The sequence below is a fragment of the Duganella sp. 1411 genome (genome assembly GCF_017833525.1).
GTDB lineage: Bacteria > Pseudomonadota > Gammaproteobacteria > Burkholderiales > Burkholderiaceae_D > Rugamonas.
In genome coordinates this window covers 1-1,142 of sequence record NZ_JAFICD010000020.1, presented here as the reverse complement: position 1 = coordinate 1,142, position 1,142 = coordinate 1, and the positions used below count along the sequence as shown (strand labels likewise).

General features: G+C 62.7%; 2 protein-coding genes. Both read right to left on the bottom strand.

What is annotated here, in order from left to right; all coding sequences use genetic code 11:
• Positions 1-9: 9 nt before the first annotated feature.
• Complete coding sequence (locus JOD97_RS32450; RefSeq protein ID WP_209726959.1) at positions 10-597, bottom strand: transposase; 588 nt, start codon at positions 595-597, stop codon at positions 10-12.
• A gap of 5 nt (positions 598-602) precedes the next feature.
• Positions 603-1,142: transposase (locus JOD97_RS32445; RefSeq protein ID WP_209726958.1), on the bottom strand; the 540-nt coding region annotated here is incomplete at its 5' end.

The window sequence follows — 1,142 nt, the reverse complement described above, 5'->3', positions numbered from 1 at the left end:
GCTGCGGTTTTAGAAGGCGTTTTTTGCCAGGGGCGTGCTCAACAGCATTGGTGCGAGCGCCACCGTACGCATCAGGTTGTGCGCCAACGCGAACAGCATCATCACGCACCGCGCCTTTTTGATGCCTCGCACCGTAAAGCGCGTCAAGCCGCGTTGCCTGGCAATGGCGTTCACACATTCCGCCGTCGACGCGCGTTGTTTGTAGATCTCCTGGGCGGCTTCACCGCCCATGCGCGCGCGCCAGTTCGCCATTTCCGGGCTGTCGGCAGGGTGCGCATCGAACGGACCTAATTTCGATTTGGAATTGTCCGGCACCGGGGCATAGACTCGGACCTTCTTTTCGGCCGCGGTGATTTGTTCGCGGGTGACGAAACCACCGTCAACCAAGTATTCATCAGGACAGCGGTCATAACGCCGTTGGAGTTGCTCGATCATCGGGCACAGTTGTCCCTGGTCGACCCCGGCGTTGGTCACGTCCACGCCCACGATGACCTGGGTCTGCGTATCGGTGCAAAGCTGGCCATTGAGGGCCGCGTTGTAACCGCCGTTGGGCATCTTCATCAAGCGGGCGTCGGCATCGGTGGTGGAGGCACGCACCTCACTTACTTTTTTTTACCTCTTTCCACTTGCTTGCGCTTGATCTCCTCAAGCTCGGGCAAGGCGTTCAAGGCGGCGGTGATCTTTTGTTCGCGCTCTTGCGCAGCGCGCTCGCGCGCGGCCTGCGTGCGCCGGCTTAACGCGCCGGGATCGTTTTCCATCTCCGCTTTCAACGCCGCCACGTGCTTGCGCGCGTCGGTCAGCATGCTCTCGAGCCTGACGCGGCGGCGCAACGACGACACGCCGGCGCTGGCGCGCACCCGGATGCCATCGTGCGCCACGCGTTTCATCGTGATCACGCCAGCGACGGCCAGCCTGGCCACACTCATGCTGAGCAAGTCGTCGAGCATCTGCTCGTGCTCAACACGAAAGGCCGCCAGCGTCCGATAGTTGACCGACACCCCGCCACACAACCAGCGATACGCATCATGCGACTCGCACAGCCTGGCCAACGCCCTGGCCGACCCCAAGCTCTCCAGCGTGGCGTACAGCCACAGCGACAGCAAAATCTCCGGCGCGATCGGCGTGCGCCCCACGCCACCCTC